Genomic DNA, 26,436 nt, shown 5'->3' with positions numbered 1-26,436 from the left:
TAGTATGAATCGGGGCTTTTTTTTTATGAAGTTTACAAATATGCGTAAGTTAGTTTTATTTGTTATTACTACAGTGCTAGCGACTTTTTTTCTTATTAGTCTGATGGTAACCTCTATGAAAGAGACAAAGTCAACGTATTTATATAATTGGTTAAATGAGTTATCGATGAATGGTTACATGTATGTACTTGGAAAAGAGAATCATTATTTTACACAGGAGTATCGAAATTTGAATCAAGATTTTTCAATTTCTTCTTTTCTCTTTTCTATGGCTACAAATATTCGCTTTAATGATGTACGCAGTTTTGTCGGGAAAGAGCTCCCGGGATTTGGTAAGTACGATACAGAAATTGTTATTGCGGGTGAGGGTACAAATTATTCTAACTTACCGATAGAGTCGAGTGTTCCTCTTGAAGAAGTAGTGAAGGAACGGACTAGTGGAACTGGACAAGCACCTAAACAAGATACGAATAAAGAGAAAAAACAGCCGTCCCAAACGACTGGGAAGAGACAAGTTGCGTTTATTTATCATACACATAGCTGGGAATCTTATTTACCTTTACTTAACTTAACGAATGACCCGAATCCGAATAAAGCAACGAGTTCTGTGTCGAATATTTCTATATTAGGAGATCGTTTCCGTGAACAACTAGAAGGTGAAGGGATTGGGGCTACTAACGATAAGAGTGATGTTGGTCAAAAGTTAATAAGTAAAGGTTTAAACAGTAATAGTTCGTATAAAATGTCACGAGAAATTGTGCAGCAAGCTATGGCTGGAAATAAAGATCTTCAATACTTTTTTGATTTGCATCGTGATAGTGCCCGAAAGAATGTAACGACAAAAACAATTGGAGATAAATCATATGCAAAGCTTGCATTTGTAGTAGGGAAAGGAAATAAAAACTATGAAAAAAACTTACAATTAGCGACAGCTTTACATGAGGCGATTAATAAGAAATATCCAGGAGTGAGCCGTGGGGTCATTCAAAAAGGGTTCCAGACAGGAAATGGAATCTATAATCAAGACCTATCAGGACAAGCGATATTAATAGAAGTTGGTGGTGTAGATAATACAGAGGAAGAATTGAATCGATCAATTGATGCACTTGCTAAAGCATTTGGTGAATATTTTTGGCAGGCAGAAAAAGTGAATGGATAAAGTGAAACGTGAATTAGCCAGGACATCTATCGATAATTATTAGCTCACTTCAATCTTGGAAAAACGTAAGTGTAATGCTTGCGTTTTTTCTTTGTAATGGTGAGATGTCACAGAATAGACATAATTTGTCGTTGTTATAGTAATATCGAAATTTGTCAATTTATAGTAGGAGATTTACAAAGGGATTTTCGAGAAAGTAGAGAAAATCTTTTTATAAGGAAAACTTTTTATTATGAAACTGGTAGGGTGATTGAAGTGATTAGAGAGATCGAAATAGAAGATGCAGCATCATTTTTACAATTAAGTAAGCAATTAGATGAAGAAACGAAGTTTATGTTATATGAACCAGGAGAAAGAAAAACTACAGCTGAGCAACAAGAAAAAATAATCGATCGATTTATAGAAAATGAATATGCAACAATATTTGTAGCAGTTGAAGATGAGAGGATAGTAGGTTTTATATTAGTGAATGGAAATAACATTCAAAGAAAGAGACATGTGGCAACCATTGTAATTGGTATTTTGCAAGAGTATAACGGGCGAGGTATTGGGACGAGATTGTTTAAAGAGGTTGAGAAGTGGGCAAAATTACATGATGTATGGCGTTTAGAATTAACAGTAATGGCCCACAATACAAGAGCTCAGACACTATATAAAAAAGCTGGATTTGAGAAAGAAGGTGTCAAAAAAGCTGCTCTTATTATCGATGGAAAGTGCATCGATGAGTATGAAATGGCCAAATTATTAAAATAAGAGGTCGTTATATGAAAAAAAGATGGGCACTACTTGGTATTGTAGCTGCAATAATTATTGTTGGAGTAGCAGGAATCAATTATAAAATGTATAAGGATAAGCAGGCGCGGGAAGTAAGTGTAAATAGCATATTTCCGAAAGCGAAAGAAACGATTGCTAATATGGATGGGGATATTGCGGTAATTAATAATCCGAATTCAATGCTTGTACTTGTAAATAAAAGTAGGCGTTTACCAGATGGGTATAGACCGCCAGATTTAGTTATTCCGAAAGTGCGCTACTCTAGTGAAGGTGATCAAGAAAAGAAAAAGATGAGAAAAGAGGCAGCGAGGGCGCTTGAGGATATGTTTCAGCAGGCTGACAACGAGCGTATTTTTCTTTTTGCAGTTTCTGGATTTAGATCTTTTGATCGACAAAAAGCATTAAATACGATGTATAAAAAACAAGACGGGGAAGCAAAAACAGCAATGTCTAGCGCGGTTCCTGGCACAAGTGAGCATCAAACTGGACTAGCTATGGATATTACGTCTCAATCTGCTAAATTTCAGTTAGAGACAGTTTTTGGGGAAACGAAAGAAGGTCAGTGGCTTTCTGAAAATGCCCATAAATTTGGTTTTGTGGTTCGATACACAAAAGCGAAAGAAACGATTACGGGCTATCGGTATGAACCATGGCACGTAAGGTATGTGGGAAATCCACAAGCTACATATTTGTATGATAATCAACTGACACTTGAAGAAGTAACAGAGTGAACAATTGAGGGGAGAGACGTACAATGACGATGTTATATAAGAAAAAAGTACATGCATATATTACAAGAGAAAAAGAGGGGGTTATGCAATTACTTGTTTTTAAACATCGTGATATACATGAAGCTGGTATTCAAGTGCCAGGGGGAACGGTTGATGAAGGTGAAACGTTAGAAGCTGCTATATTGCGTGAAGTACAGGAAGAATCCGGATTGCGTCATTTATGCATAGAGCGGTTTTTAGCAGATTACATTATACATATGAAAGAAAAACAGGAGTATGAAAAACGCCACTTTTTCCATGTAACTTTACTAACAGATGTAAAGGATACTTGGGAACATATTGTAAGTGCTGGTGAGGAAGATAAAGGATTAGTATTTTGCTATGAATGGGTTGATATTGCAAAATGCCCTGAATTAGCTGGGAAACAAGGTGAGTTTTTACATTTATTAGATGAAGTATACGCACAGTAATGTAAGAGTCTGAAGCGAAGGTTAATCCGTTTCAGACTTTTTTTATTTTTCGGGAAATTAAAGGTGTTTAAATAAGAGTATTGAATTTCTTTAAAGGGATATTAATTTAGGATGTGTTGAGATGAAAAATTGAAAAAGTAAGGGGTATATGTTAAAAAAGTTCATATAAGGGAGAATATAAATGGAAATTCAGTTTAATTCAATCTTAAAAAAGGAATTAACAATTCAAGATATTCAAAATGAAATGGAATCTGGAAAGCTAACTTCAAAAGAGCTAGTGATGTATTATCTCTATAGAATTGCAAAGTATGATCAAGACGGGCCGAAAATCAATTCAATTTTAGAAATCAATCCAGATGCTATTTTTATTGCAGAAGCGTTAGATTATGAAAGAAAGACAAACGGCGTAAGGGGACCATTGCATGGAATACCTGTTTTGCTTAAGGATAATATTGAAACGAATGACTTCATGCATACAAGTGCAGGTACAATAGCTCTAGAACAAAATATAAGCAGTGAAGATGCATTTCTCGTTACTAAACTGCGAGAAGCAGGGGCAGTGATAATAGGAAAAACGAATATGACAGAATTAGCAAATGCAATGTCTTTTGAAATGTGGGCTGGATATAGTGCAAGAGGTGGTCAAACAATCAATCCATATGGAACGGGCAAGGATCATATGTTTGTTGGCGGATCTAGTACAGGATCTGCAATAGCAGTTGCTGCTAACTTTACAGTAGTATCTGTTGGGACAGAAACCGATGCTTCTATTTTGAGCCCCGCTGTTCAAAATTCTGTAGTAGGTATTAAACCGACTGTCGGTTTAATTAGTCGTAGAGGAATTATTCCATTTACTTATTCGCAAGATACAGCTGGACCATTTGCTAGAACGGTAACCGATGCTACTATTTTGCTAGGGAGTTTAACTGGAGTGGATGAGAAAGATGTAGTTACTCACAAAAGTGACGGTAGGGCATATCGGGATTATACATCTTACCTTGATGCAAATGGTTTAAATGGAGCGAAGATTGGTGTGTTTAACGATGCACCAAAAGATTATTACGAAAATGGTGAGTATGATGAAATCTTGTTTAAGGAAACGATCCAAGTATTACGTAATGAAGGAGCGACAGTAGTAGAAAATATTGATATTCCTTCTTTTCATAGAGAATGGAGCTGGGGAGTTCCGCTTTATGAGCTGAAGCATAGTTTAGATAACTATCTTACTAAATTACCTTCTACTATCCCGGTACATTCTATTTCGGAGTTAATGGAGTTTAATAAAAACATAGCAGAAAGAGCTTTAAAATATGGACAAACTAAGTTAGAGGGAAGAAAAGATTTTCCTAATACGTTACGAAATCCAGAATATTTAAATGCGAGATTAGAAGATATATATTTTTCTCAAGAACAAGGCATTGATTTTGCATTGGAAAAATATAATCTTGATGCGATACTGTTTCCTTCCTATATAGGTTCTACTATATGTGCGAAAGCGGGTTATCCGTCTATAGCAATACCAGCAGGGTATATGGAAAGCGGGAGGCCTTTTGGAATTACCATTGCAAGCACTGCCTTTAGTGAAGGGATATTAATTAAATTAGCTTATGCTTTTGAACAAGCGACAAAGCATAGAAAAATCCCCAACTTATCATGAATAGAATAAACAAAGAGGACAGGAATCCCTATCCTCTTTGTTTTAGTGATTAAATTGAAATATCGTTCTGCTCTGTCTTATGATATTTTAATAAACTAAAAGATAAACAAGCGGAACATAAAATAAGAATAGAAGCGATGATATAAATTGTACGAACACCGAACATATCAGTAATAATGCCAATGCTAAGCATAGATAGTCCAGAGGCTGTTGAAAGAAGTGCGCCATGTGCTGTATACATTTTTGATAATAAAGAAGGGGCGACACTTGATTGTAAAACAGTCGTTTGGGAAATATCTCTAATTTGATAACATGGTCCCATTAGAACACATAGAAAAAGCGCAATAAATCCGCTGCTTGTCATACCATATAAAAATGTAAGAATGCTAAATATAAGAGAGCTAATCGACATAGATCGTATTAAATTGTTTTGAATATAGGAACTCATTTTCCATGCTAATAGACCACCGATTAACGTGCCAACATAATAACTTGTATTAATATATCCCCACCATTCTTCGCCCTTATGAAGGATAGTCGTAACGTATGCCATCGTAATAGCACCAATCCATATTGTCCCTGCGAAAGTTTCGATTAAGTCCATATATGTAACGGTACGGAGAGAAGGATTTTGAAATAGGAGTTTCCAACCTTCCAATAAAACAGTACTTTTGGAAGAGGGAGAATCTGCTATTCTTTCAGTATGTATGGAACGTAATGAAAAATGTAATGCAATGCATCCGAAAATCATTAAAATGTTATTAATCATGAGTGTAGAAGTAGCGCCAATGAGAAGAACGACAATACTCGTAAATGAATAAGCAACGGCTTGCACAATTTGTGTTGAAAAGGAAAAGATACTATTTACTTTTACTAATTTTTCTTTCGGTGTAAGGCGCGGAAGAATACCGTATAATAATGGAGCACTCCACCCGCTACATAATGAAATGACAAAAATAAAAGTTAATAGAGCTATAATGTTTGTGGATAAGACCGGTAACAAAATCATTAATAATAGTAAAAAGACTGTTTTCAACCATTGGAGCGTATATAACAGCGTATAAGATGGAAAACGATTTATCATAAGTGGTGCAGAGATGTTAGCAATTAGATTTGTGATAACTTGTAATAATGGAAAAAGAGCAGTAATAGTAGCTGATTTAGTTGCTATATAAATATGAGTTGTAATAATCATTACATATACGATGTCAGCGAGAGTAATGCATATTTTGGAACCTAAATAGTAGATTAGTGACAGGTTTCTCAATAAGAATATCACCTCTATAAAAAATAGTATTTAGTAATTGTAATTTAAAAATTAAAATTTTTAAAGAATTTAATTTTTTGTCACTTTTTGAAAGGGATTTTTATGTATAATGAAGAATATATTGATATAGTATTATATTAATGATCATTGTAACAGTGAATATGTACAATAGCTTGTAGCAAACGCCCAAGTGTAAGAAAGGGCGGATAAACCATTCTTTTCTTCATATACATATAGAAAATGAGAAAGAAAGTGAGGGTTGCATATGGCTGCTTGGGTAATTTGGTTTATAATAGCTGGTATTTTATTTATCGCGGAAATGTTGTCGATTACATTTTACATGCTTTGGCTTGGAATTGGAGCTGTTGTCGGAGGTCTTATTGCTTTGTTTGCTCCTGATGCACTACTGTTACAAGTTACTGTTGGTGCAATTGTAAGTTTAACTTTGACATTCTTTACGAAAAGAATTTCAAAAAACTTTCGAGAAGCAAAAGGTTTTACTGATACAGTAGATATGCTTGTTGGTAAAAGAGGGATTGTTATGCAAGCGATTACAAATGAAGCGAATGGTATTGTGAAGGTGGATGGAGATACTTGGACAGCTATTGCAGATTCTTCAATTGATGCTGGAGAAAAAGTCGTTGTTATAAAGAGGCATAGTACTATATTACAAGTGAAAAAGGAGAGTGAATAAATATGGTAGCATTAACGTTAACGATTATATTCGCACTAATTGTAGTTACATTTATCGCATTAACAATTAAAATTATTCCTCAGCAAAAAGTTGGGGTTGTTGAAAGATTTGGTAAGTTTCAACGTATAATGCACCCAGGGTTAAATATTTTAATACCAATTGTAGATCGTGTTCGTGTATATCATGACTTACGCATTCAACAAACGAATGTACCACCGCAAAAGGTAATTACGAAAGATAATGTTCAAGTAGAAATTGATACAATTATTTTCTATCAAATTGTTGAACCAGAACTTGCGACATATGGTATTTCAAACTATGAATATGGTGTTCGTAATATTACTTCAGCAACGATGCGTCAAATCATCGGTAAAATGGAACTGGATGAAACGTTATCTGGTCGTGAAAAAATTTCAACAGAAATCCGCTTAGCGCTTGATGAAGCAACAGAAAAATGGGGCGTACGTATTGAACGTGTCGAAGTTGTTGATATTAACCCGCCAAAAGATGTGCAAGCATCAATGGAAAAACAAATGAAGGCTGAGCGTAATAAACGTGCGATTATTTTAGAAGCTGAAGCAGCAAAACAAGATAAAGTCCTTCGCGCTGAAGGAGAAAAGCAAAGTAAAATCTTGATGGCTGAAGGGGATAAAGAAGCACGTATTCGCGAAGCTGAAGGTATAAAAGAAGCAAAAGAATTAGAAGCACAAGGGGAAGCACGAGCAATTGAAGAAATTGCAAAAGCAGAACAAAATCGTATTGAATTGCTTCGTGAAGCGAATTTGGATGAGCGTATACTTGCTTACAAATCATTTGAGTCATTAGCTGAAGTTGCAAAAGGACCAGCAAATAAAATCTTTATTCCGTCTAATGCAATTGAAACACTTGGTACTCTTGGGGCAATTGGAGAAATATTTAAAGAAAAACAAGCGAAGAAACTACTTTCAAATGATACAGGAAAAGAACAATAAAAGTGAGGAAGAGAAATGGTATACCATTTCTCTTTTTTTGTGCGTATATTCTGAAAAGCTTGTACATATCCATGTATAAAGAAGGTGATGCAGTGAAAAAGTATGCAACTCGAATACATGGGAAGAAGCTGATTTCGTTACTCCTTTTATATGCGCTAATAGTAATTATGATAGCGTCGATTTTGACGTCATTTTTACATACAATGAAATCGAATTATGCAAATCAATGGTTTGGAAAAGTATCGATGCAAGGTTTTGTTCAAATGATAGAAAGTGAGAATCGCTATTACGGATTTGATTATTTTAAGAAGAATAAAAGAGAGTCAGTTGGGAATTTAATGTTCTCTATCGCGACAGATTTGAAAATTAAAGATTTAAGAACATTCGTCGGTAAAGAAGTACCTGGTATGTCAAAGTATTATTCTAATATTATCGTAGCTGGGGAAGGGACAAACTTGACAAATATCCCAAATGAATCTAGTGTACCGATTGAAGAAGTAACGAAAGAACGGGAAATAGCAAAAGATAAAGTTACAGAAGCGGAAAAGAATAATCCGGTTCAGAAAAAGAACGGAGCGAAAAAAGGTGAAAGTGCAGTATATATTTATCATACACATAGCTGGGAATCCTTCTTTCCATTATTACCAGGGGCAACTGATCCATCTAGCCCAGATGTAAATGTGTCTTTACTAGGAAAACGTATGAAAGAGCAACTTGAAGGACAAGGAATTCCGGTAGTTCATGATAAAACGAATATGGGTGATTTATTAGCGAGTAAAAAGTGGGTATGGTATCAGTCATATAAAGCGTCTCATGAATATGTAAAAGAAGCATTAGCACAAAATAATAAAATTGCGTTTCCGATTGATATACACCGTGACGATCAGCGTAAGAAAGTAACAACAAAAGTAATTAACGGAAAATCGTATGCAAGATTATATTTTATAATTGGGATGGAAAATGAAGGCCGTGCTGAAAATGAAAAAATTGCAAGAGCGATCAATAGTTATTTAGATGAAAACTATTACGGATTAAGTAGAGGGATTTTTCCAAAGTATAAAAAAGATGGAAATGGCGTTTATAACCAAGATTTATCGAAAAATGCGATGTTAATTGAAGTTGGTGGTGTTGATAATACGTTAGATGAATTATATAACACAATTGATGTGTTAACAGAAGCGTTTAGTAAATATTATTGGAATGATGCGGAAAAAGTGAATGGATGAGGGACGGGAGACCGTTCCTTTTTTATTTTGGAATCTTAAAATGTGATATAATGGAATTTTATGAATGTTAAATAAAGGGAGAGAGAAACATGCAAATACTACTAATACGCCACGGAGAATCAGAAGCTGATATTTTACATGTGCATGAAGGTCGAGCTGATTTTGAGTTAACTGACAAAGGGAGACAACAAGTACAAAGACTTGTACAGAAAGTGAAAAAAGATTTTGCACCAGATTTCATTTGGGCAAGCACATTAAAACGCGCTCGTGAAACGGGTGAAACATTAGCAGAAGCAATTGGTTGTCCAATTCAATTAGAAGAGGAATTAATGGAGTTTAATAATGGAGTGCAAGCAGGCTTATCATTTGAAGAAGCAAAGAAATATCCAGAGCCAAAGTTTCTTCATGATCGTTTTGAAAACGGGGAATCGTTTATTGAGTTTCGAATGAGAATAGAAGGAATCTTTTCTAAAATCTTGACAGAGAATACATATGACCGAATTGCAATTGTTGCCCATGGGGGCGTAATTAATAGTCTATTACGTGCATTTTTCAAAATGCCAATTTCAATGGACTACTATTTCAAAATGGGAGATACGGGAATAAGTTTAATTGAAATTGAGGGTGAACAAAAAACGGTGCATTTCATTAATGATACGAATCATTTGGACGGGATGTAAAGACTTATGTACAAAGTTGTATTTTTCGATGTTGACGGTACGTTATTAAGTGAGATTGATAGAAGCATGCACGAAAGTACAAAAGAAGCGGTACAAAGATTAATAGATAAAGGAATTCACGTAGTTGTTACAACTGGAAGACCATATAGTTTATGCTCACAATTTAAGGAACTAGGTATAAATACGTTTATTTCAGCAAATGGTGCACATATAAAATGTGGGAAAGAAGTTATACATAAATCAGTACTTTCAAGCGAAATCGTTCATGATATTTCAAATTTTGCTGAATTACATGGTCACAGTGTTTCTTACTTTACAGAAGAATTTGCAATGAATAATATTGCTTCCAAAGATGAACGTGTCATGCGAGCGTTAAATGAAACCTTAAATTTAGAGCAGTATCCTGACAAAGTTAGAAACTTATCAGATGAGATGTATTGCATATGTCTGTATGCTGATGATACAGAAGCTCAAAAATTCATTGAAAGATATCCAGCACTTACGTTTGAGCGTTTTCATGGTTACGTTATAAATGTATTGGAAGATAGTAAAGTATCGAAGCTAACTGCAATTCAAAAAGTATTGGAACATTTAAACATTAGTAAATTAGAAGCCATTGCTTTTGGCGATGGTGGAAATGATATTGAGATGTTGCAGTATGTAGGATTAGGAGTTGCGATGGGAAATGGTGGAGAGGAGTTGAAGAGAAGGGCTGATTTCGTTACAACGAAGGCGAGTGAAGGCGGAATTTCTTATGCCTTAAAGAAGTTGCGCATTATTTAAAACTAATAGTTAGTCAGTGTGAAAAATCCTGTTTTATTAATGGCTTTTGTTAATATGTATACTGTTTTAGGGAATTATTTGAGCTCTCCTACTTACAATTTAACTGCAGAACAAATCCTTTATTTTCGCTTAGCAGGGCTGTTTGGTATGTTGCTCTCACCACTTGCAGGTCGTTTAACAAAGAGGTTTGAAGTAAGGAAAGTTCTTCAAGGAGGATTGTTGATTGCTATTTTTAGTCTAAGTTCAATAGGCTTTGTTTCGTATCTATCTCTACTTGTAATGATGAGTGTCTGTTTTGTAATAGGTATTGCTATATCCGTTCCGTCTTTAGTTTCTCTTGTAGGTCAATTAGGAGGGGAAATTAGGAATGATACTTTTTATTGGTTTTGTAGCTTCTCTATTTATAATTAATGAATGAGTGGAAAATCACTCAAATAAAGGAATGCGAGGATCGTTCATATGCTCGCATAATAAAATATGAATTTGTCCACGATGATGATAAAAGTGTGCAACGATTTCAAGTAACCATTCAAAGCGCGAATAAGAAATACCCCAATAGGCAGTCATAACTTCTGCTAATTCTATTTGGGAGTAGGAAAGAAATGTTTTAGAGAGAAGGTTGTAACCTTCAATCATCGTTTGTTGCATGTGAGCAACTGTTACGGGGGTACGTTCTATATAAAAGGTATGTAATTCTTTTTCTGGAATACCATTTAAAATGAGTAAATCAGCATGACAAATAAGAGAAAGATGTGCACACATTTCAAATAATGATCGTTTTGAGTGAATCGGTTGTATTTTTAAATCGTTTTCACTATATTGGTTAAGCATATCAATAGAAGTATCAATAGCAACTTTTAGTTGATGCAATGCAGATTGAACAAACATTGTAATTCTCCTCGTCTCCGTATATAATAGTTTCTTGAGGATATTATATCATACTCAAAATTCCGAAAATTCTAGTAGTTTGACTAGCATAATGAAAAGTATTATATTGTAAAAGGTCATATGAAACGTGAAATAGAATGGAATGCAATTATTGAGTTAGGAGTTAGACCAATGAGTTTGAAATATGGAAGAGATACAATTGTAGAAATTGACTTAAATGCTGTAAAACATAATGTAAAAGAATTTAAAAAACATGTAAATGATGAAGAAATTAAGATGATGGCTGCTGTAAAAGCGAATGGGTATGGCCATGGGGCAGTTGAAGTTGCCAAAGCTGCAATTGAAGCAGGAATACATCAACTTGCAGTTGCATTTGTAGATGAAGCAATAGAATTAAGAGAAGCAGGAATTACTGTGCCGATTTTAATTTTAGGATACACACCAGTAGCGGCTGTAGAAGATGTAATTCAATATGACGTTATGATGACTGTTTATAGAGTAGAAGATTTACATGGTATAAATGAAATTGCAAACCGTCTTCAAAAGAAAGTACAAATTCAAGTAAAAATTGATACAGGAATGAGTCGTATCGGTTTACAAGAAGAAGAAGTTAAACCATTTTTAGAAGAATTAAACCGTATGGAGTATGTAGAGGTAGTAGGGATATTTACGCATTACTCTACGGCAGATGAAATCGATAAATCATATACGAATATGCAAACAAGTTTATTTGAAAAAGCTGTTAATACAGCGAAAGAATTAGGAATTCAAATACCATATATTCATAGTTCAAATAGTGCGGGATCAATGGAATTAAGTAACACATTTCAAAATATGGTACGCGTTGGAATAGGAGTGTACGGTATGTATCCGTCAAAAGAAGTGGATCATTCAGTCGTTTCTTTACAGCCTGCGTTGTCGTTAAAATCAAAAGTAGCTCATATTAAACAAGCGAAGAAGAATCGTGGTGTAAGTTATGGGAATACGTATGTAACAACTGGTGAAGAATGGATTGCGACTGTACCAATTGGTTATGCTGATGGTTATAATCGTCAATTATCTAATAAAGGCTATGCGTTAATTAACGGGGTTCGAGTACCTGTTATTGGCCGTGTTTGTATGGACCAGTTAATGTTGGATGTTTCAAAAGCGATGCCAGTACAAGTAGGAGACGAAGTAGTATTCTACGGTAAACAAGGTGAAGAAAATATCGCAGTAGAAGAAATAGCGGATATGTTAGGTACAATAAACTATGAAGTTACATGTATGCTAGATAGAAGAATTCCGCGTGTCTATAAAGAAAATGACGAAACAACTGCAGTTGTAAATATATTAAGAAAAAACTGAATCATTTCGATTCAGTTTTTTTATTCATATCAAATGCGAATATACCCTCGTTATGTAATACGGAGTAAACTTTGTGAAACACACTTTTTAGTTCATCTAAATTAAACTATCACCGGCAGAGATGACCAGTCCCGCAACAAAGATCTAATATACGAGAGTAGGGAAGAGCATCTTGTAAAACGAGGCTGGGTAGGAGTATTAAACAAAATGTCTCCAATGTTTATTATAGATGTTTGCTAAAATATCATAATTAGAATAAATTGTTTTTTTAATATATATATTCACCTAAATATTCATTAAATTATAATAGTCATGCCTCGTTTTAATTTCAAAACCACATTGTGTATATAGTTTTAAAGCGTGGATATTTTTCGTTTCGACGTCTAATTCAATTGTTGAAACTCCTTCTGTAATAAGGGTATGTACTATATTACAAAGAATATCTTTTCCGTATCCTTTACCTTGATAAGAAGGATGAACGGCGAATCCTGATAGTGTAGTAGATTGCTCTTGTTTAGAAACTGTAATTGTTCCTATCACTTTTTCAGCAATAAGGGCACTGTAAACTTGATGGGAAGATGAATTCATCATTTTTTGTAACCATGCAGTCGTATTTTCTACTGAATCACCAAAGGCTTTACTAGAAATTTTAATAAGATCAAGAAGTGATTCTGAAGTTGCAAGAGTAAGCTGTATATTATTATCTGTTGTTTTTTGAATTTCGTTTGTTTTGCACTCCATACTATATTCACTATATAAATATGGTAACTTCATATGTTTTACAAATTCATTCCCAGAAATAGAATCCCCATTAATAATAAGAAGAGCTTCATCTGTCTCTCTATTTTGTATTTCTTTCATTGCAGTTTGTAAAAGGATAGTTCCGAAACGTTGTTTTCTAAAATGAGGATGTACAAAGCCTATTAGTTCAAGTTTTGTTGGTCTTTCGAAATCATACATATTTAAAGCGCCAATTAATTGAGTACCGTTATAAAGAAGAAAATCGTTTATATAATCTTCATTTCGATTTTTTAAAAAGTTGATATGTAAATCTGAAGAGTAATCAAGATTGTCTTGTTGCCCACAAATATAAGCCAAATCCTTCATTTGCTGTATTTCACTTTCTGTTACAGAACGCTTTTTCTGAATATCCATTGTATACTCCCTCTCATTCGTATTTAAAAATAGGATGGGTGACTTAACCATTTTTTTAATTCCACATTACCTTGCACAGATAACAGTCGGTATAAATAACGATAAGGCTGTCTATATTCTTCTAAGTGAGGAATAGACATAATTGTTTCGTAACCACTTTTAAAGGCATGTGCTTCTTTTTCGGTAAGTACATATTCTAGTCCGATAAAATCAAGTTCTCGCGGAGCAACAGCGTAAGCTTCACTATCTACTAAACCCGTAATAGTTGTACCGTCAGATAAAAATTGAGTAGGATCCATATCAATTAAGACGAGTGTAGATTCCTTTGGTACGGACAGGGAAGAAAGTTGTGATTCAAAGGTAGGGAATGCATTTTTTATGCTTTCATCATCGGAATAAAACATATTCACAAGCTCTTTACTCACGTTTAAAATATGTGATTGGAATTCATCTAGTGGAACTTGGAACGTGCCTGACGGATTTCCTATGAAATCGGCTTTAAATTTATGTATTTCTGCAAGTCCTTTTCCTAGGCTGAATAAAATAGAATCTGGTTGCTCGATAAAAGATTGAACTGTGTTACCTACTAACTTTTCGACCACCACAAATTCACGGCTATTTAAAACATGTTTTTCTAATATTGTTGGGATAGGAAGATTCGTATGTTCTTGCAGCAATGTATGTACAGTTTCTAAATGATGGACGTTCCTTGGATCAATTCCAAATAGATTTTTACATCCCCACCAAAAATCATTATTTGGTTCTTCATTCATTTTAGAAGCACGAACGATAACTTCTGTATCTTCTGTTTGAACGAGAAAAACATCACTTGCATGATCTTCATAACCTGGGTGCAAGGCTTGAACGGATAGAATAGGTGAATTGAATAGTTGTTGTAACATGAAAAGACTCCTTTTTCTGTAAATTCCATAAATTCATTATATAACAGATGATGTGTTATGAGGATAAAGATAAAAAGATAGACAGCATACTTACATTTATAGTGAAAACTCATTAAAAATATTATATTTCTCTATTTTTGTATGAATTGTCTAAAAATAATGGTGGTAATACTTGAATGTAAGACTCGTATCTTTAAATCTATGAAGAGTAAAAGTAAAATTAAGCATTCATTTATAAGATTGTGAATCACAATAATGTAGACTATAGAAAATATTTCTCAATAATAAAATGAAGAGAAAAGCATGAAGAAGTAGAATGCATTCATTTATAATAGACTTAAATTAATTAATATAATTAATTGTTAATTTTATTATATTAATTGGATAGGAGAGAATGTTATGGCAAATGTACTCGTAATAAATTTTCCTGGGGAAGGTCATATTAATCCGACTTTAGCTATTGTAAGTGAGTTAATTCAGCGAGGGGAAACAGTTGTTTCTTATTGTATTGAAGATTATAGAAAGAAGGTTGAAGCAACAGGTGCGGAATTCCGAGTGTTTGAGAATTTTCTCTCTCAAATTAATATTATGGAACGAGTAAATGAAGGTGGGAGTCCTTTGACGATGCTATCTCATATGATTGAAGCATCAGAGCGTATTGTTACTCAAATTGTAGAAGAAACAAAAGAGGAAAAATATGATTATTTAATATATGATAATCATTTTCCAGTAGGACGTATTATAGCGAATATTTTACAATTACCAAGCGTTTCATCCTGTACAACGTTTGCTGTTAATCAGTACATTAATTTTCATGATGAGCAAGAATCGAGACAAGTAGATGAAATGGATCCATTATATCAATCTTGTTTAGCGGGAATGGAAAGATGGAATAAGCAGTATGGAATGAAATGTAATAGTATGTATGATATTATGAACCATCCTGGTGATATTACGATTGTATATACTTCAAAAGAATATCAGCCGCGTTCAGAGGTATTTGATGAATCGTATAAATTTGTAGGTCCATCAATTGCTACTCGAAAAGAAGTGGGGAGTTTTCCTACCAAAGATTTAAAAAATGAAAAAGTGATTTTCATTTCTATGGGAACAGTTTTTAATGAACAACCTGCTTTGTATGAAAAATGTTTTGAAGCGTTTAAAGATGTTGATGCGACAGTCGTATTAGTCGTTGGTAAGAAGATAAATATAAATCAATTTGAAAATATCCCGAAAAACTTTAAGTTGTATAATTATGTCCCGCAATTAGAAGTTTTACAGCATGCTGATGTATTCGTGACACATGGTGGTATGAATAGTTCGAGTGAAGCGTTATATTACGGTGTTCCATTAGTTGTAATTCCGGTAACAGGAGATCAGCCATTCGTTGCAAAACGATTGACTGAAGTAGGGGCAGGAATAAGACTTAATCGCAACGAGTTAACTTCTGAATTGTTACGTGAGACTGTAAAGAAAGTAATGGATGATGTGACGTTTAAGGAGAATAGTCGTAAAGTGGGAGAGTCGCTTAGAAATGCCGGTGGATATCAAAGGGCAGTTGAGGAAATATTCAAATTAAAAATGAAGCCGTACGTAAAGATTAAATAGATGTTAAAAACACACTTACTTTTAATTTGTAAGTGTGTTTTTAGTATTACGCGTTACATGTGCTACATAAAAATAGCGATAAAGGAGAAACTTTTGTGTATATAAATCGATACCTTTGAATTAGTAGTAAAATTACGTTAAAATAATACTAAGAAAATATATAAGTTTTGGGGGTAATGAATGAAGAAAGTATTTGAATACGTATTATTAACAATTGGCTCAATTATAGTAGCAGGTTCATTAGAGCTTATTTTAGCACCTAATGGATTAGTAGATGGCGGGGTAACGGCTATTGCTATTATGGCAAATAAAGTTGCAGGATTGCCGCTTTATGGTGTGTTCTTAGGAATTAATATCCCAATTTTATTATTTACTGCAAAAGTAATGGGAAAGAAATTTTTTATCCGTACATCTTATGCGAATGTAGTTACAACACTCGGATTAATTTATTTAAAACCATTTCCAGCAATTACGACTTCTGAGTTATTAATTGTACTTTATGGTGGAGTGCTGTTCGGAATTGGTGTTGGGATTGTTGTTAAAATGGGTGGAGCAATTGACGGTTCAGAAATGTTAGCAGTTTGGATGAATAAACACTTTAATGTACCGATTAGTACATTTTTACTTGCAGTAAATGCAGTTATTTTCATCTTTGTTGCCATTTTATTTTCAATCGAACAAGCGATGTTCTCGTTAGCAATTTTCTATATTGTTACGAAGATGATTGATTTTATACTAGATGGTATTAATCAAGGTAAGAGCGTTATGATTATTTCTGGTAAGAATAAAGAAATAGGCGATTTACTTATGAAAGAATTGCAACTATCTGTTACGTATCTACATGGAGAAGGTGGTTTTTTAGGGGAGCATAAGAGAATCATTTATTGCATTACAAACCGATTCATTTATCCGAAAATGAAAGATCTCGTTCTCTCTGTAGATCCAACCGCTATAATTGAAGCTTCCTATTCAACAGAAACGACTGGTGTGAAACGTCCGGGAAGGAAAGTTAGGTCAGGTGAATAACTAGAAGAAGGCTGTCCAAAAAGTTATTTTGGAACAGCCTTCTTTTTTATTTTGTTGAATTGTTAACATGTTACAAGTTAAACCCAATGTTAACAAGTTTCCTTGCAACTAGGAAACCAAGCGTCTTTCAATAATATAGCCAACGTTTCAATTTTATTTTCCGGAATACTACCAAAGCCGAGTAATACGTATGATTCCTTACGTAAATCATTCACGAAATCATATGGAGAAAGTGGGTATAATTTAACGCTTTGTTTTTTAGCGGATTCAATCAGTTCATTTTCATTCATACTGTTATTTACACATAAAACAATATGAAGTCCGGACTGTTCGCCAAGAATTTGAACATTAGCCCCCATTTCTTTCATAATGGATTTTACTAATGCATGATGTTTTCTTTTATAAAGTGTACGACTTCGATTAAGGTGACGTTCCCAATTCCCATTTTGTATAAAGTTAGCAAAAGCAAGTTGTTGTATTGTAGCGACTGTTTGTTTGAAAATTCCATGCAGTTCTTGATATGTTTTTAAAAGATGTGGTGGTAAAACAACATATCCCATTCGTAAAGAAGGTAAAAAAGATTTTGAGAAAGTCCCCATATAAATAACGCGTTCATTTGAGTCAAGACCTTGTAAAGAAGGAATTGGCTTACCTGCGTAGCGAAACTCTCCGTCATAGTCATCTTCAATAATGTATCCATTGCAATCATTAGCCCACTTTAACAATTCTAATCTTCTAGATAAAGGCATAATAATCCCGAGTGGAAATTGGTGTGATGGTGTAACGTAGGAGACATTGGAATTTGTATTGTATAAACTAGAAATATCAATCCCTTTTTCATCCAATGGTATGGGATGAATTTGTCTATCACAGCTTTTAATAATTGCGTGTATACGGTGAAATCCAGGGTTTTCAATGCCGTATTCTTTTGTAGGGCCAAGCAGTTGAAGTAGTAGCCAGAGAAGTGGCTGTGTTCCGGCGCCAATAACAATTTGATCAGGTGAAGAATGTACACCGCGAGAATGATATAAATATGTTGATATATGCTCTCGAAGAGCGAATTCACCTTGAGGGTCTTCTTTGGTAAATAGTGCATTTTCGTATGTAAGTATGGATTCTTGTAATGCTCGTTTCCAATTTGTAATCGGAAATGCATTTTGATCAATAAGCCCTTGGCTACAATCATATTCAAATTTTTCTTCTATCAAATTGTTCGTCTTCTTTGCTGCATTTCGTTTTTTATTTGGGATAACGTCAATATCGAAATTTGCTACAAAAATACCACGTTTCGGTTTACTTTCTGCATAACCTTCAGCTAATAACTGTTGATAAGCTGATTCAACAGTAATGCGGCTAATATTAAGTTGTGATGCTAAATTTCTGTGTGAGGGTAGACGTGTGCCAACAGAAATAGTCCCTTGTATAATTTCAGCTTTTATATATTCGTAAATTTGCAAGTAAATAGGTGTGTTACTTTGTAATTGCAATGGGATAGTAAAATCCATATAAAACTCTCCTTTAAAACTGGCCTTATAAAAAACACTTAAACTGCCACTTAAGTAAAGGGCAGTTACTTTCTATAATAATGATATAACATTTAGAAAATTATTTAAATAGTTAAGGGAGAGTTAAAAATGAATGTTAAAGAAGTAGTAACAGAAGAGCAATTATATGAAGTATTACCTGTTTTACAGCAATTAAGAACGAAACTTTCAAAAGAGGAAACAAGCTCTTTATTTCGAAATATGAAAGAAGAAAATTATAAACTATTTTCGCTGCGTAATGAGGATGATGAAGTTGTTAGCCTTGCAGGTGTAGCAATTTGTACGAACTTTTATAATAAGAAACACGTTTTCGTATATGACCTTGTAACAGCAGAAGCACATCGTTCAAAAAGACATGGGAAAGTATTACTTTCGTATATAGAGAACTGGGGAAAGGAAAACGAATGTGAGTCTATCGTCCTCACGTCAGCATTTTCAAGAATTGATGCTCATCGTTTTTATGAAAGAGAAGGGTATGATAAGGTGAGTTATTCTTTTCATAAAGAATTATAAAAAATAAGAAGAAGTTGTCCCGCAAAAATTGGGAACAGCTTCTTCTTATTTTTTAAGTTATTATTAAACCGTAAATAGGTTGTAAGTTATGGTATATGTATTTGAAAAGGTTATATAGTGTATTTTGTCGAATTGTTTTAATTTAATAAAGAGAATGATTGGAGCGCTTATACTTGAAAAAAATAAAGAAACTATCAATCCCTAATGATGCTAGAGTTATCGTCATATCTGATATTCATGGAGAATTAAATCTTTTAAAAGAAGCACTACATAAAGTTAACTTTAAAGATGAAGATTATTTAATTATTAATGGAGATCTTTGCGAGAAAGGACGAGATAGCGTAGGCGTAGTAAACTACGTTATGAATCTTGTAAAGAACAATTCAAAGGTTCACGTTGTTGAAGGGAATTGTGAAGTTTTAGTTGATGCTCTTCTAAATGAAAATCCTGATCTTATTAATTATTTATGTATGAGAAAGCACTCGATTTTTAATGAATGGCTAGAGCAATTAGGTTTTTCAGTTCATGAGGGCACTTCAATTCGTGAAGTGAAAGAAGCATTGTTAAGTGAATTTTCACAAGAACTATATTGGCTAACAGAGTTGCCAACAGCGATTGAAACAGAAGATTATATTTTTGTACATGCCGGTCTAGAAGATAGAGTAGATTGGAAAGAAACAGAGCGCAAAAATGCGATAGCAATGCCACAGTTTTTTAATAAATCACATAAAGCAAATAAGTATGTAATAGTTGGTCATTGGCCTGTCGTGAACTATTCTGAAGAAGCACCGTCTAACAATCCAGTTATTGATAAGGAGAAAAAAATTATTGCAATTGATGGAGGAAATGCAATTAAAGAAGCAGGGCAATTAAACGTATTTATTATTCAGAGGAAACAAACCGGCGATACGTTTTCTTATACATATGTAGACTATTTTCCAGAGTACGAAGTAATAGCGGATTTTAATGCGAATTCAGAAATGCAGGGCGGAGTGACATATCCGTATTATTACATAGAGCCTATCGAGAAGATGCAAGATTACACCGTATGTAAACAAAAGGAAACGAATAATTTACTCACTGTAAAAAATGAATATATGAAACAACTTGAGTCAGGTGAATATACAGTGAAAACCGATATTTCTTGTGCGCAAATAAGCGTTAGGAAGGGAGATATCGTTTCTCTCATTGATGATAGCTGTTCAGGATATGATTTAATTAAAAAAGATGGCGTAGAGGGTTGGATAGGGAAAGGGATTTTAGTTGAGATAGAAAAAGTGAAAAATAAAACATTAAGCTGAAATAGGAGGGGTATAACCTCCTATTTTTTTAAAGGAGTAGATTGCTTGCTGTCTTTAATAAGTAAATAAATCGTACTCGGCAGAATGATAAGCGTCATTCCTAAAAGAATTGCTAGTATAGCATAACCTCTATAGGGAGCAGGAACGATAAAAGGAAGTATCGCTAAAAAAATACCTGCTATCATCATTGAAATACTACTAATATTTGAAGCTCTTTTTTCAAGGTGCTTATCATTCCATTCTAATGAAACGGTTGATTTAGTCGTATCAATTTTGGAACTGAAATAACCTATTAATATAAATAAAAGCCCTAATGCTAAAAATATGAAATGATCAAGAGGAAGTGAAAAGCCAAGAGCAATGAGGGCGATGACAATATCGACAAAAAATAAGAATAGTAACATTGTGTTGCCGATCCAATGGAGAAATTTCTGGTTATTCGCTACTTTAGATAAAGCTAAAAATACAAAGAATAAGAAGGAACATATAATTATATTTACGATTACAAAAGTGCTTTTATCCATTGTTGATGTAGGCGTTCCATTGAAGTCCCATTTCGTAACAATATTTGATGGTAAGAAGAAATATAGAATAATATTTGTCGTAATAATAGTGAGAAATAAAGCAATACTAAATCGATTATTCACTAAATCACCAGCTTTCTAAATCAATAATTGGTATCTAATAACAAAATTATACAATATAATAAATGATATTAGTTTTGATTTTTCTGAAAAAATATTATAATTATATATGAAATAAAGAGGAATGCAGGAGGGAATTATGCAAAACGTTATATTAAAGGGGAAGAAAGTTACAATTCGTACAATAGAAGAATCAGATATAAAAACATTATGGAATATCGTATTTAAAGAAGAAAGCCCAGAATGGAAGAAATGGGATGCGCCATATTTCCCGTTCTCAATGCAAGAATACTCTTCCTATAAAGAGAAGGTGCAAACTCGTTTGCAAGAAGAACCACTGTCAAATTTAATTATAGAAAATAACGGTCAAATTATAGGGACGGTCGGATTTTATTGGGAGCATAAACCGACGCGTTGGCTGGAGATGGGAATTGTTATTTATAATCCAACTTACTGGAATGGTGGATACGGTACAGAAGCGTTAACGTTATATCGAGATTTATTATTTGAAAAGATGGAAATTGGTAGAGTAGGGCTCACGACTTGGTCTGGTAATGAACGAATGATGAAAGTAGCGGAGAAAATAGGAATGAGCTTAGAAGGTAGAATGCGAAAGTGTCGTTATTATAACGGAACATACTATGATTCTATTCGAATGGGCATGATTCGTGAAGAATGGGAAGCGCTATGTGTAACGAAGGGGTGAGAAAGATTGTACGCTATTATTGCTACATTTGATCGTGTGTTTACTCATAAAATTACAGAACTGCAAAATGAATTAACAAATGTAATTGGAACAAATCAATTAGCTGGAGTAGAACCTCATATAACGATTGCGGATTATAATGAGTTAGATGTTCATTTGTATACGGAGAAACTAGGGGAGTTTGTAGCTATTCAAGAAAATATAGACGCAGTAACTTTTCCTTCTGTTGGAATTTTTCCTACTAATGGAACGGTCTTTCTAGCGCCGACCGTTACCGATGAATTGTTAAAACTTCATTATTCTTATCATGATTATTTTAAAACTTTTCATGACAACCCAAATTCATATTACGTACCGGGAAAATGGGTTCCGCATTGTACAATTGCAAATAGATTACATACAAAGCAGTTTTTAAGTGTAATGGAATATATTTATGGAAAGTTTAATTTTGCAACAGCTTCAATTGAGAAATTAAAATTAATTAAGGTGAATTATGAAAATGGTTTTGCCGTTTCTTCTAGTATATTAGCAGAATATAATTTAAAGAGAATGGAGACATCGAGATGACATATATAATTAGAGAAATGAAGCAAGAAGACATTCACGCTGTACAATCAGTAGCAAAAATAGCTTGGCATGATACATATGAAGGCATTATTCCGAGAGAAATTCAAGATAGTTTTTTAGACGAGGCATATTCTGATGAAAAAATGAAATATCGTCTTAAAAATACGCATTTATTCGTTGCGGAAGAAGAGGGTGAAGTAATAGGGTTTGCGAACTTTTCACCTGTTAGACTACAAAACGAAGCGGAATTAGGTGCGATTTATTTGTTACCAGATCAGCAAGGAAAAGGGATCGGAAGTGCTTTATTACAAAAAGGAATTAAAGCATTAAATGGGATACGGAAATTGTACATACATGTAGAAGCAGCAAATGAAAAAGGAAAACGCTTTTATGAAGCGAAAGGTTTTGCTGAATTAGAGCAATTTGAAGAAGACTTTGAAGGACATATGATGCAGACAGTAAGGATGGTTTTATACGTATAAGGAGAACTAGTAATGAAAATTTTTGATTTTAGTGAAAAAGTAGGAAAGCACCTATCAGTATTTCAATCTAATTTCATCATGTCGAAAATATTAAACCATCGAGGAAATATACATATCGGTGCTATGCATTTACACGAGAATGGAATCATCGGTAATCATGAAGCAGTTGTATCTCAACTGCTTCTTATTGTGGACGGGACAGGATATGTATGTGGAGTAAATAAAGAAAAGATAAAGATAGAGGCGGGACAAGCTGTGTTTGGGAAAAGGGAGAGCTCCATGAAACAAGTACAGAACACGGATTAACGGCAATTGTTATGGAAGCGGAGAATCTTGAACAAGCGATAGTAATGCCTATTATTCAAGGGGAGTTGTGAAAAATGATAATTAAGGCGAATCAAGAAGAGACCAATGAAATATTAAAATATGCGGCTCAATCGCTTTTTGAAGGGACGAGAGGGAATTGTCAATTAAGTACCGAGAAAGCAATTGAGATTACAAAGCCGATTGTAGAAAAAGGAGCATACTATTTAATTATTAAAGAAGAAAATAAAGTAATGGGATGGATATTAATAGGGGAAAATACAGACTATTTTTCTCGTGAAAAACTTGGATTTATATATGAATTGTACGTTTTCCCAGAATATCGCGGGAGAGGATTATCGCGAGAACTGATGGAAGCTGGTATTAAGGAATTAAAGGAGAAGTATTCAGAAATTCGGTTGAATGTATTTGCTGGGAATTTTGCAAAAGAGATGTACGAAGAGTTTGGGTTTGTTGAAAGGCAGGTAATTATGACTTTGAAGTGAGTATTATAGTCTCAATGGGAGAAAATAATGATTTAGTAGCTACTTTATCGCTGGGATTTAAAATGAATAAGTCCTTATAAATATATAAAATAGATGGTTTGCCTTTATTTTTTAGTAGATTTATAGAGTATGCTTAAAAACAAATAAATTAGTATTATACAATATATCGTTATTATAGTAAAAGAGAAATTTTGGAAAAATATCATTTTTTTGTTTAGAAATCTTTAAATTATTGATATAATCAATTTGTAGAATTGATTATTGGTTAATTTTACTATTTTTAAATTTTAAGGGGGATTTAATAATGGCAGGACAAATTCGTATGTCACCAGAGGAGCTTAAATCGAAAGCGACTCGATATGGACAAGGTGCAAATCAAATTGAGGACATTTTACGTCAACTACAAAACTTACAAAATGAATTAAGAGGAGAATGGGAAGGTCGTGCTTTCGAAGGTTTTGACCAACAGTTCAATCAATTAAAGCCAAAAGTACAAAACTTCGCACAGTTATTACAAGAAATCAATATGCAGCTTAATAAAACTGCAGAAGCTGTTGCTAGACATGACGAAGATCTTTCTCGTAATTTCGGTCTACAATAAGACAGATAAAAAGAAATATATAATTTAGCCATGCAACCATACGTTGTATGGCTAAATTACTTTAAAACTAGAGTAAGATACGAAGTCTTTCATTAGATAGACTCGCAGTCGCAGGAGTGATAAGTAGTGAAAAAGTTCAAATGGAGCATCTTGTTGTTTATTATTTTAGCTCTTGTACTATCAACAGGGGTCTCCTATTTAGCATTAAATCAAAATGTTAAGAAAGCTAATGAGAATACTACACCAAAAATGACAGTTGCGTTGGTAAATGAAGATCAGGGCACTGTATTTGAGGGCAATAAAATAGCGTTTGGAGATCAATTTGTTAAAAATGTAAATAAAAATACGAAACAAGAATGGTACGTAGTTAGTCGCGGGGTAGCAGAAAATGGATTGAAAAATAATAATTACAATATGATGATTGTTATTCCAAATGATTTTTCTAGGAAAGCAGTTGCGATTGATTCAGAGATTCCGGAGAAATTAACTTTAAACTACAAAGTAAATGCAACTGGGAATAAGGATTTGAAAGCTGAGGCAGAAAATACAGCTTCTGTTATTTTAGAAGATTTCAATAAGCAAATAATCGACGTTTATTTTGCGAGTATTATCGGTAAGCTACAAGGTGCACAAGATAATATAGGTAAAATAATTGAAAAAGGAAACGTTCAAACAACTATGTATAAAAAAGATATACATAGTCCGTTAGCAAATTACACAAATCAATTTAAAACAGTACAAGATTATACAGGTGTTTCTGTTAATAGCTTCAAAGGATTTCAGGATGTTTTAAAAGGTTTCGGTCAAGCGTTAGATGAAGGGAATAAATCTAACAGTACGTACTTAGATGGTTTTAATAACTTTCAAAAAATGCAAACTGATAACAATTTATTAGCGAATAATTTCACAAATCAATTTAATCAATATATGAATGATATGAATACAGGCGATGCTTTAAAGCAATTAAGTGCATTGGAATCCGCTAATAAAATTATTTCAAATCAATTTACGTTTTCAGAGAAAGAACCCAATATTTTAACTGATGCTTCAGCGATTCAAAAATATTTAGCAGATGTAAAAAAACAAGTGTCTGAATATGATACAGAACTTGCAGGGAAGTTAGAAAGTGATATTCAAGAGACGGTAATTAAGAAATTAAAGCAATCTATGTCGAATGATGGAAAGCAAGAAATCTTCATAAATACATTAATGAAACAACCAGATGCTCGAATAAAGAAACAAATCGAGAATTTAATTGCGAAATTACCTAGTTTAAACATGGAAGAAATCGGTCAAAGTGATTTGCCAGATACAACGAAATTACAACTGCAAAATGTAATTCAATTTACAAAAAAATATAATAAAGAAAATAATTTTTATTATGATCCTGTAAATAAAATATCTTTAGGAAACGCAATTAAAGAAGTAAAGGATAGACTTTATACAGAGGGAATTACATTTAGTGATACTGCGAAAGTAATTAAAATGGAATCTCCGCAAATTTTGAAGATAAAGATTCCAGAAGAATTTAAACTAGATGGAAGTACAGGATTCTTACATATTGATGATGTGGATCGTACAAGTGACTTTCTTCAAAGCGAAGCAGGAGAAATTACAATAGCTCCTCGTAATGAAGGGGATATAAAGATTAGCTTGGATGTGAAGTTAAAAGATCCAAACATCAATATAGATGTTTTCTCTCCTGTAACATGGCAGTGGGAATTGAGCGGGACTCATAAAAAAGAAACTAGTCCTGAAAAAGAAGAACCTAATAAAGAGGATAAAGGAACACAAACTGAAAATAGCAAGGTGGAAAATGTGGTTCATAAATCACAGTATGGCATAATGCCGTTGGTACACAGTGCTAAAAACCCTATTATTAAAAAAATGGAAAACACAACAGGGAAAGATAACGGAACCGGAGGAAACCC

General features: G+C 33.6%; 28 protein-coding genes and 2 pseudogenes. 23 read left to right on the top strand and 7 right to left on the bottom strand.

Annotated elements, in window-relative coordinates; all coding sequences use genetic code 11:
* The first annotated feature begins 4 nt into the window (after nt 1-4).
* The 5 genes from spoIIP (DN401_RS23970) (at nt 5) to DN401_RS23950 (ending at nt 4,791) form a co-directional block, all read left to right on the top strand.
* Entirely contained in the window at nt 5-1,159 is a 1,155-nt protein-coding gene (gene spoIIP / locus DN401_RS23970; protein ID WP_001079278.1) for a stage II sporulation protein P, read from the top strand.
* A 255-nt stretch (nt 1,160-1,414) separates the two neighbouring features.
* Entirely contained in the window at nt 1,415-1,912 is a 498-nt protein-coding gene (locus tag DN401_RS23965) for a GNAT family N-acetyltransferase (RefSeq protein WP_000617568.1), read from the top strand.
* A gap of 11 nt (nt 1,913-1,923) precedes the next feature.
* Entirely contained in the window at nt 1,924-2,664 is a 741-nt protein-coding gene (locus DN401_RS23960) for a M15 family metallopeptidase (protein ID WP_000747649.1), read from the top strand.
* Nucleotides 2,665-2,687: 23 nt separating this feature from the next.
* Complete coding sequence (locus DN401_RS23955; protein WP_000178285.1) at nt 2,688-3,134, top strand: NUDIX hydrolase; 447 nt, start codon at nt 2,688-2,690, stop codon at nt 3,132-3,134.
* Between the two features lie 181 nt (nt 3,135-3,315).
* Complete coding sequence (locus DN401_RS23950; protein WP_000405419.1) at nt 3,316-4,791, top strand: amidase family protein; 1,476 nt, start codon at nt 3,316-3,318, stop codon at nt 4,789-4,791.
* Between the two features lie 49 nt (nt 4,792-4,840).
* Here the strand turns inward: DN401_RS23950 and DN401_RS23945 are convergent, their stop codons facing one another.
* Nucleotides 4,841-6,058: an MFS transporter gene (locus tag DN401_RS23945; RefSeq protein ID WP_149287984.1), complete on the bottom strand. Its 1,218-nt coding sequence runs from the start codon at nt 6,056-6,058 to the stop codon at nt 4,841-4,843.
* Nucleotides 6,059-6,323: 265 nt separating this feature from the next.
* Here DN401_RS23945 and DN401_RS23940 point away from each other — a divergent pair, with 265 nt between their 5' ends.
* The 6 genes from DN401_RS23940 to DN401_RS23915 all read left to right on the top strand — a co-directional run bounded on the left by DN401_RS23940 (nt 6,324) and on the right by DN401_RS23915 (nt 10,823).
* Entirely contained in the window at nt 6,324-6,752 is a 429-nt protein-coding gene (locus tag DN401_RS23940) for an NfeD family protein (RefSeq protein ID WP_000741976.1), read from the top strand.
* A gap of 2 nt (nt 6,753-6,754) precedes the next feature.
* The gene (locus DN401_RS23935) at nt 6,755-7,723 is read left to right on the top strand and encodes an SPFH domain-containing protein (RefSeq protein ID WP_121868365.1); all 969 of its coding nucleotides are present in this window, start codon (nt 6,755-6,757) and stop codon (nt 7,721-7,723) included.
* Between the two features lie 20 nt (nt 7,724-7,743).
* A complete protein-coding gene (spoIIP, locus tag DN401_RS23930; protein ID WP_306426789.1) occupies nt 7,744-8,949 on the top strand; it encodes a stage II sporulation protein P in 1,206 nt (401 codons plus the stop codon).
* A gap of 89 nt (nt 8,950-9,038) precedes the next feature.
* Nucleotides 9,039-9,629, top strand: coding sequence for a histidine phosphatase family protein (locus DN401_RS23925; protein ID WP_001166435.1), 591 nt, complete (start codon nt 9,039-9,041; stop codon nt 9,627-9,629).
* 6 nt (nt 9,630-9,635) lie between these two features.
* Nucleotides 9,636-10,412 carry a Cof-type HAD-IIB family hydrolase gene (locus DN401_RS23920; protein ID WP_000278973.1) on the top strand — a complete coding sequence of 259 codons (777 nt, stop codon included), beginning with the start codon at nt 9,636-9,638 and terminating at the stop codon, nt 10,410-10,412.
* A 39-nt stretch (nt 10,413-10,451) separates the two neighbouring features.
* On the top strand, nt 10,452-10,823 hold the full coding sequence (locus DN401_RS23915; protein ID WP_011110050.1) for an MFS transporter: 372 nt from the start codon (nt 10,452-10,454) through the stop codon (nt 10,821-10,823).
* A 15-nt stretch (nt 10,824-10,838) separates the two neighbouring features.
* Here the strand turns inward: DN401_RS23915 and DN401_RS23910 are convergent, their stop codons facing one another.
* On the bottom strand, nt 10,839-11,300 hold the full coding sequence (locus DN401_RS23910; protein ID WP_000497991.1) for a DinB family protein: 462 nt from the start codon (nt 11,298-11,300) through the stop codon (nt 10,839-10,841).
* A gap of 171 nt (nt 11,301-11,471) precedes the next feature.
* On the opposite strand from DN401_RS23910, the gene alr reads away from it, so the two are divergent.
* Nucleotides 11,472-12,647, top strand: a complete 1,176-nt coding sequence (alr, locus tag DN401_RS23905) for an alanine racemase (RefSeq protein WP_002204801.1) — start codon at nt 11,472-11,474, stop codon at nt 12,645-12,647.
* 22 nt (nt 12,648-12,669) lie between these two features.
* Here the strand turns inward: alr and DN401_RS30330 are convergent.
* From DN401_RS30330 to DN401_RS23890, 3 genes and pseudogenes are all read right to left on the bottom strand, one after another.
* Nucleotides 12,670-12,920, bottom strand: a pseudogene (locus DN401_RS30330) (class I SAM-dependent methyltransferase); the annotation flags it as partial.
* A gap of 12 nt (nt 12,921-12,932) precedes the next feature.
* The gene (locus tag DN401_RS23895) at nt 12,933-13,802 is read right to left on the bottom strand and encodes a GNAT family N-acetyltransferase (protein WP_000354421.1); all 870 of its coding nucleotides are present in this window, start codon (nt 13,800-13,802) and stop codon (nt 12,933-12,935) included.
* A 23-nt stretch (nt 13,803-13,825) separates the two neighbouring features.
* Nucleotides 13,826-14,704 carry a nitrate reductase gene (locus tag DN401_RS23890; RefSeq protein ID WP_000941374.1) on the bottom strand — a complete coding sequence of 293 codons (879 nt, stop codon included), beginning with the start codon at nt 14,702-14,704 and terminating at the stop codon, nt 13,826-13,828.
* 399 nt (nt 14,705-15,103) lie between these two features.
* On the opposite strand from DN401_RS23890, the gene DN401_RS23885 reads away from it, so the two are divergent.
* Both DN401_RS23885 and DN401_RS23880 read left to right on the top strand, forming a co-directional pair.
* On the top strand, nt 15,104-16,312 hold the full coding sequence (locus DN401_RS23885; RefSeq protein WP_136363334.1) for a macrolide family glycosyltransferase: 1,209 nt from the start codon (nt 15,104-15,106) through the stop codon (nt 16,310-16,312).
* A 180-nt stretch (nt 16,313-16,492) separates the two neighbouring features.
* Nucleotides 16,493-17,338, top strand: coding sequence for a YitT family protein (locus DN401_RS23880; protein WP_000755127.1), 846 nt, complete (start codon nt 16,493-16,495; stop codon nt 17,336-17,338).
* Between the two features lie 89 nt (nt 17,339-17,427).
* Here the strand turns inward: DN401_RS23880 and pdxR are convergent, their stop codons facing one another.
* Nucleotides 17,428-18,843: a MocR-like pyridoxine biosynthesis transcription factor PdxR gene (gene pdxR / locus DN401_RS23875; protein WP_103622862.1), complete on the bottom strand. Its 1,416-nt coding sequence runs from the start codon at nt 18,841-18,843 to the stop codon at nt 17,428-17,430.
* A 129-nt stretch (nt 18,844-18,972) separates the two neighbouring features.
* Between pdxR and DN401_RS23870 the strand changes: the two genes are divergently transcribed.
* Nucleotides 18,973-19,395 (top strand): GNAT family N-acetyltransferase, encoded by a 423-nt coding sequence (locus DN401_RS23870; protein ID WP_098212890.1) that lies wholly within the window; start codon nt 18,973-18,975, stop codon nt 19,393-19,395.
* 173 nt (nt 19,396-19,568) lie between these two features.
* Nucleotides 19,569-20,696 carry a metallophosphoesterase gene (locus DN401_RS23865; RefSeq protein ID WP_048655643.1) on the top strand — a complete coding sequence of 376 codons (1,128 nt, stop codon included), beginning with the start codon at nt 19,569-19,571 and terminating at the stop codon, nt 20,694-20,696.
* A gap of 20 nt (nt 20,697-20,716) precedes the next feature.
* On the opposite strand, the gene DN401_RS23860 is transcribed toward DN401_RS23865, so the two are convergent.
* Nucleotides 20,717-21,343 carry a DUF1648 domain-containing protein gene (locus DN401_RS23860; RefSeq protein ID WP_001065171.1) on the bottom strand — a complete coding sequence of 209 codons (627 nt, stop codon included), beginning with the start codon at nt 21,341-21,343 and terminating at the stop codon, nt 20,717-20,719.
* A gap of 136 nt (nt 21,344-21,479) precedes the next feature.
* On the opposite strand from DN401_RS23860, the gene DN401_RS23855 reads away from it, so the two are divergent.
* The 7 genes and pseudogenes from DN401_RS23855 to esaA form a co-directional block, all read left to right on the top strand.
* Complete coding sequence (locus DN401_RS23855) at nt 21,480-22,046, top strand: GNAT family N-acetyltransferase (protein ID WP_001181784.1); 567 nt, start codon at nt 21,480-21,482, stop codon at nt 22,044-22,046.
* A gap of 6 nt (nt 22,047-22,052) precedes the next feature.
* Nucleotides 22,053-22,613, top strand: a complete 561-nt coding sequence (locus DN401_RS23850; protein WP_000270858.1) for a 2'-5' RNA ligase family protein — start codon at nt 22,053-22,055, stop codon at nt 22,611-22,613.
* Complete coding sequence (locus DN401_RS23845; RefSeq protein ID WP_000221048.1) at nt 22,610-23,095, top strand: GNAT family N-acetyltransferase; 486 nt, start codon at nt 22,610-22,612, stop codon at nt 23,093-23,095. Before DN401_RS23850 ends, DN401_RS23845 begins: the two co-directional genes overlap by 4 nt.
* A 12-nt stretch (nt 23,096-23,107) precedes the next feature.
* Nucleotides 23,108-23,472: pseudogene (locus DN401_RS23840) on the top strand (cupin domain-containing protein).
* A gap of 3 nt (nt 23,473-23,475) precedes the next feature.
* Nucleotides 23,476-23,904, top strand: a complete 429-nt coding sequence (locus DN401_RS23835; RefSeq protein WP_000584253.1) for a GNAT family N-acetyltransferase — start codon at nt 23,476-23,478, stop codon at nt 23,902-23,904.
* Between the two features lie 304 nt (nt 23,905-24,208).
* The gene (locus DN401_RS23830; RefSeq protein WP_000918601.1) at nt 24,209-24,505 is read left to right on the top strand and encodes a WXG100 family type VII secretion target; all 297 of its coding nucleotides are present in this window, start codon (nt 24,209-24,211) and stop codon (nt 24,503-24,505) included.
* Between the two features lie 126 nt (nt 24,506-24,631).
* Nucleotides 24,632-26,436: type VII secretion protein EsaA (gene esaA, locus DN401_RS23825; protein ID WP_149287983.1), on the top strand; the 1,805-nt coding region annotated here is incomplete at its 3' end.

Origin of the sequence: Bacillus sp. BF2-3, assembly GCF_008368795.1 — a bacterium.
In the GTDB taxonomy this organism is placed as follows: domain Bacteria; phylum Bacillota; class Bacilli; order Bacillales; family Bacillaceae_G; genus Bacillus_A; species Bacillus_A cereus.
The sequence above is the reverse complement of the archived record's forward strand: the minus strand, read 5'-3'. Positions and strand labels throughout refer to the sequence as shown.